The organism is Salinibacter sp. (genome assembly GCF_042218895.1).
In the GTDB taxonomy this organism is placed as follows: domain Bacteria; phylum Bacteroidota; class Rhodothermia; order Rhodothermales; family Salinibacteraceae; genus Salinibacter.
In genome coordinates this window covers 1-5,014 of record NZ_JBDGQQ010000052.1, presented here as the reverse complement: position 1 = coordinate 5,014, position 5,014 = coordinate 1, and the positions used below count along the sequence as shown (strand labels likewise).

Genomic DNA, 5,014 nt, shown 5'->3' with positions numbered 1-5,014 from the left:
TTGCAGAATGGGACATCGGGGAGCAGCTGCGTTTCATCATCCTCCAGTCGATTCGACACCGCCATGCAAGCTTCCGACCTCCTCGTCGCCTGCCTCGAACGCGAAGGCGTAGAGCACGTCTTCGGCCTGCCGGGGGAGGAGATGGAAGCCCTCCTCTTCTCGCTCCGCGACTCGGACGTGACGTTCGTCCCCACCCGCCACGAGCAGGGCGCGGCCTTCATGGCGGACGTACACGGGCGCCTTACGGGCGAGGCCGGGGTGTGCCTGGCTACCCTCGGCCCCGGCGCCACCAACCTGCTCACCGGCGTGGCCGACGCGCACCTCGACAAGAGCCCGGTCGTCGCCATCACGGCGCAGGGCAGCCTGGAGCGGCTCCACCAGGAGAGCCACCAGGCCATCAACGTGCTTGGCATGTTCGCGCCGGTGACGAAGTGGAACACCCAGCTAGACGACCCCGACATCATCCACGAGTCGGTCCGCAAGGCGTTTAAGATGGCGGAGTACGAGAAGCCCGGGGCCACACATCTGGAACTCCCCGAGGACGTGGCGGCCGAGGAGACGGAGATGGAGCCCCTCCCCGTCCGCGACCCGGTACCCTTCGCCGCCCCCAATCCCGAGGCCCTCGACCGCGCCGAAGCGCTACTCGCCGACGCGGACCGCCCCCTCGTGATCGCCGGGAACGGGGCCGTGCGCACCGACGCCGCCGATCCGCTCCGGACGCTGGTGGCCTGCACCGACCTGCCCGTGGTGTCGACGTACATGGGCAAGGGGGCCGTGTCCGACGCCGACCCCCACTCGCTGATGACGCTCGACTCGGGGGACGAGGGCGAGGCCGCCAGCGCCATCGCCGAAGCGGATCTTGTCCTTACCGTCGGCTACGACATCGCCGAGCACGACCCGGCGGACTGGAACTGCGACGCCGCCATCGTCCACGTCGACAGCGAGCCCGCCGAGGTGTACGAGGCGTACAACCCGGAGGTGGAGGTCGTCGCCGACCTCGGCCGGACGCTCCACGACCTGCTGGAGTGGTGCCGGGGCGCCGGGCTCGCGTTTGACCCGGAGTGGTACGCGGGCCTGCGCGAACAGATCGTCGCCGACGTGGACCGGTCGCCGTCCGATGAGGCCCCCTTCGCCCTCCGCGACGTGCTGCCGCTCCTCCGCGACGCCATGGCGCCGGCCGACGTGCTCCTCTCGGACGTGGGCAGTCACAAGATGGCCATCGCGCAGAACTTTCCCACCTACGAGCCGAACACCTGCATCATCTCCAACGGTCTCGCGTCGATGGGCATCGCCGTGCCGGGCGGCCTCGCCGCGTCCCTGGCGGTGGACGCGAACGTGGTGGCGGCCACCGGCGACGGCGGCTTTCTCATGAACGCCGCCGAGATCGAGACCGCCACCCGCCTGGGCTGCGGCTACACCATCGTCGTCTTCAACGACAATGACTACGGCCTCATCTCGGAAAAGCAGATGGACCACACCGGCGAGGCCTTCGGCACCGGCCTCACAAACCCGGACCTCCCGGCCTTCGCCGAGAGCTTCGGCATCGACGGGTCCCGGCCCACCACGCCAGACGAACTGCGGGGGGCCTTCGAACAGGCCATCGGGGACGGGATGAGTCTAATCGAGGTGCCGGTGAAATGAACCCGGTGATGTTGTTCCTCCTGAAAATCCCGGTCGTATACGTTCGTGCACACAGATGTAACCACACAAGCATAGCAGCGGAAATCAATGGCGGATAGCACGACGATCCGAATTGATCGGGACGTCCACGCCGACCTGAAGGCCATTGCTGAGGAGGAGGGGTTTATGCTCACGGACACCCTCCGAAAACTCGTCGAGCAGCATCGTCGCGACCAACTGTTCAATCAGGCCGACCAGGCGTATCGGCGCCTGCGGGGGGAGGACTCCGACGCCTGGGACGAGGTCGAAGACCACCTCCAAGTGTTGATGGCGCTGTAAAAAACTCACCGGTCATGCAAAGCGGCACCCATGGCCCGCGCAAACAGCGCGTTCGGGCCGCCCGCCCCGAGATACGATAACCCCACGTCGTCGGAGCAATGTACAACCGCCGAAGCCGGATGGGAGCCCGCAAGGCCACGGTCGGACGGAAGTCGCATTGCGATGGAGGACAGCTCTCTGGAAGGCGGCATTCGGTGCGTGAGCATAACACGGGGGACCCCCTGAGGACCGGATGGGGAAAGCAGGAGACGAACGCCAGGCCCGGACCAATGAGGGACCCCGAGCAAGAACATTGCGGAGCTTTCACCGAAAGAGTAAGGGATCGCTTTTTGTTTAGCCGAGCGGCCCCTTTATTCTAAGTGTCACGTGCCGCTCCCGCCGACTTCCCACCCGTTCCATGCCTGCCCCGCCTACGATGCCCACCATTGCCCCTTCAATCATCGCGTCCGATGCTGGACGGTTCGCCGCCTGCGCTGAGGAGGCCTTCGACGCTGGGGCCGAGTGGCTCCACGTTGACGTGATGGATGGACACTTCGTCCCCAACATCACCGTGGGCCCGGATGTGGTGGAGGCCCTCTCTTCTGTGGCCCATGGGCACGAGGCCAAGCTCGGCGTGCACCTCATGATCGAAGACCCTCAGCGCTACGTCGGAGCCTTCGCCGACGCCGGCGCGGACGTTCTCACCGTGCACGTGGAGGCGTGCCCGCACCTGCACCGCGTGTCGGAGCAGATCCGAGACGCGGGCTGCGAGGTGGGAGTGGCCCTAAATCCCGCCACGCCGCTCGGACATCTCGAAGGCATTCTTCCGTTTGTCGACCTCGTGCTCGTCATGTCGGTCAATCCGGGCTTCAGCGGGCAGAGCTACATCGCAGAGTCGACGGCCAAGGTTCAGCGGCTCCGGCGCCGGCTCAACGCGCTCGGGTCCGACGCCCACCTGGAGGTCGACGGGGGCGTCCAGCCCGGCAACGCGATGGAGCTGCTTCGGGCCGGAGCCACCGTTCTCGTGGCAGGTAGTTCCATCTTTGGTGGGGACCAATCCGTGGCGCAAAACATCGAAGCCTTTCGTAGTGCCCTCACGCTCGAGGTGTAGGCGTACTGTGTCGCCTCGGAGGGCTGCCGTTCGGAGGATCGATCATCGAGCCCGACAGGCACCATGGGCGACGGCCCCGGCCCCTCGGCACTGAAGGACATGTACGGTACGGTGTGCGTGGTCACAGGGGCCAACTCTGGCATCGGCAAGGAAACCGCGAAGGAGTTGGCGCGGCTCGGGGCCCGCGTGGTCATGGTGTGCCGCGACGAAGCACGGGGACGCGAAGCCCGCGAGGAAATCCAGGCCGCCGCGTTTCAGGCGGCCCCCAGCCACGGGGACACGGTGGACCTGCATCTGGCGGATCTGGCCGTGCAGGAAGAGGTGTACGCCCTCGGCGAAACGCTCCGGGCCGACTACGAGCGGCTCGACGTGCTCGTCAACAACGCCGGGGTATTCCTGGAGGAGCGCGAAGAAACCGTTGACGGCATTGAGGCCACGTTTGCCATCAACCATCTCGCGCCGTTCCTTCTCACCCACCTTGTTCTCCCCCGGCTCCAGGAGACGGCCGGGCGTGCAGGTGAGGCCCGGGTTGTCACGGTCAGTTCGGAGGCACACCGGGGCTACAGCATCGATTTCGACGACATCAACGCCGAGGAGAGCTATAGCCCCCTACAGGCCCACGGCCAGTCGAAGCTCGCAAACATCCTCTTCACCCACGAACTGGCGCGTCGTCTTCGAGACGAGGGCGTGCTTGTGAACGCCGTACACCCGGGGATGGTGAACACCAATATCTGGCGGGGATCTGGCTGGTTCTCACGTCTCGCTCGCCTGTTCGCGTGGCTCTACAAGCGGCCCGAAGAGGGCGCGCAGAGCGTGGTCTACCTTGCGGCGTCGCCCGAGGTGGAAAAGACGGGGCAGTACTTCAACGAAACCGAGATTGTCAATCCGTCGCCCGAGGCCTACGACGAAAAGGCGGCCGCTCGTCTCTGGCGACTGAGCCGGAAAATGACAGGTCTCGCCGAGGAAGGAGAGGGAGCGGAGTCGTCGTGAGGGGCCAAGCCGTCGGCCGATCAGGTGCGGCCCTCGAGCACCGCGTCGAGCCCCTCTTCCTCGGCCGCATTAAGCTGCTCCGTCTCACGGCGCCAGAAGACGAATAGTGCGGCACCCATGAGGAGGGCAATCACGATGCTGCCATACCGCATGACCTTGAAGGCGCTGGCCGAGTAGGAATTCGAGTTCGGATTAAACTGGGCGCAGGCGAGGAAGGCCTGGTCGATGACGTTTCCAACCTTTCCGTTCGAGGCCTCGACAAGCGCGGTCCGCAGGTTCCCCGGTGTGGGACTGAGGGTCGTGAAGTATCGGCTGATGGTGCCGGAGCCGCTCAGGAAGATGATCGCCGCGGGATGGGCAAACTGCTGGGCCTTGCCGTCGAGGGGCTTGTAGTGGAAGCCCACCGAGTCGGCGAGGGCGTCGATCGCGCCCTGTGTGCCGGTGAGAAAGTGCCAGCCGTCCAGGGTTTTCTCGGGATTCTGCAGTGGACCGCTGTACCGCTCCTGCGCCTTGCGCGCCATCTTGGGACCCTCCCTTGGATTGATGTCGACGGTCACGACCTCGAACTGCTTGCCCGCCGTCCACGACATGCCGCTGAGCGACTCGGCAAACTTCCGGAGCTGAATCTTACACAGCTGCGGGCACCGGTGATAGTTGAGGGTCAGCATCACCGGCGTTGAGCCGTCGAAATACTGGCCGAGCCGGACAGATTCGCCCTGCTCATTCCTGAAGGTGAGATCTTTCGGAATCTGCTCTCCGGGCTTCTGAGTGACGCCTACGTTCTCAAGCTCTTCCGGGGTGCGGTTGGCCCGCTGAGCGTGGACGCCTACAGGAAGACTCCCGGTCCAGAGGAGGACGAGGGCCACGGCCAGGGCAACCTGCGAGAAAACGGATTCCCCCGCCGCGTCGAAAAGAACGTTAGCACGCATAAGGACTCTGAAGCGGAAACGGGAAATGCATCGCTTTCTTTGAACC

The 5,014-nt window shown here is 65.3% G+C and carries 5 protein-coding genes; 4 read left to right on the top strand and 1 reads right to left on the bottom strand.

From position 1 onward, the window contains the following. The first annotated feature begins 63 nt into the window (after nt 1-63). The 4 genes from ABEL04_RS05645 (at nt 64) to ABEL04_RS05630 (ending at nt 4,039) form a co-directional block, all read left to right on the top strand. Complete coding sequence (locus ABEL04_RS05645; protein ID WP_375801410.1) at nt 64-1,641, top strand: acetolactate synthase large subunit; 1,578 nt, start codon at nt 64-66, stop codon at nt 1,639-1,641. 87 nt (nt 1,642-1,728) lie between these two features. Beyond that, the gene (locus tag ABEL04_RS05640; protein ID WP_375801409.1) at nt 1,729-1,959 is read left to right on the top strand and encodes a hypothetical protein; all 231 of its coding nucleotides are present in this window, start codon (nt 1,729-1,731) and stop codon (nt 1,957-1,959) included. A 397-nt stretch (nt 1,960-2,356) separates the two neighbouring features. Continuing rightward, complete coding sequence (rpe, locus tag ABEL04_RS05635; RefSeq protein ID WP_375801408.1) at nt 2,357-3,049, top strand: ribulose-phosphate 3-epimerase; 693 nt, start codon at nt 2,357-2,359, stop codon at nt 3,047-3,049. Nucleotides 3,050-3,112: 63 nt separating this feature from the next. Beyond that, the gene (locus tag ABEL04_RS05630; RefSeq protein ID WP_375801407.1) at nt 3,113-4,039 is read left to right on the top strand and encodes an SDR family oxidoreductase; all 927 of its coding nucleotides are present in this window, start codon (nt 3,113-3,115) and stop codon (nt 4,037-4,039) included. Nucleotides 4,040-4,059: 20 nt separating this feature from the next. Here ABEL04_RS05630 and ABEL04_RS05625 read toward each other — a convergent pair whose 3' ends face one another. Further along, nucleotides 4,060-4,968: an SCO family protein gene (locus ABEL04_RS05625; protein ID WP_375801406.1), complete on the bottom strand. Its 909-nt coding sequence runs from the start codon at nt 4,966-4,968 to the stop codon at nt 4,060-4,062. Nucleotides 4,969-5,014: the final 46 nt, after the last annotated feature.

Bases quoted from the DNA above. Each gene is read 5' to 3' on its own strand.
- ABEL04_RS05645 (WP_375801410.1), top strand. From the start codon at position 64: ATGCAAGCTTCCGACCTCCTCGTCGCCTGCCTCGAACGCGAAGGCGTA.
- ABEL04_RS05640 (WP_375801409.1), top strand. From the start codon at position 1,729: ATGGCGGATAGCACGACGATCCGAATTGATCGGGACGTCCACGCCGAC.
- rpe (WP_375801408.1), top strand. From the start codon at position 2,357: ATGCCTGCCCCGCCTACGATGCCCACCATTGCCCCTTCAATCATCGCG.
- ABEL04_RS05630 (WP_375801407.1), top strand. From the start codon at position 3,113: ATGGGCGACGGCCCCGGCCCCTCGGCACTGAAGGACATGTACGGTACG.
- ABEL04_RS05625 (WP_375801406.1), bottom strand. From the start codon at position 4,968: ATGCGTGCTAACGTTCTTTTCGACGCGGCGGGGGAATCCGTTTTCTCG.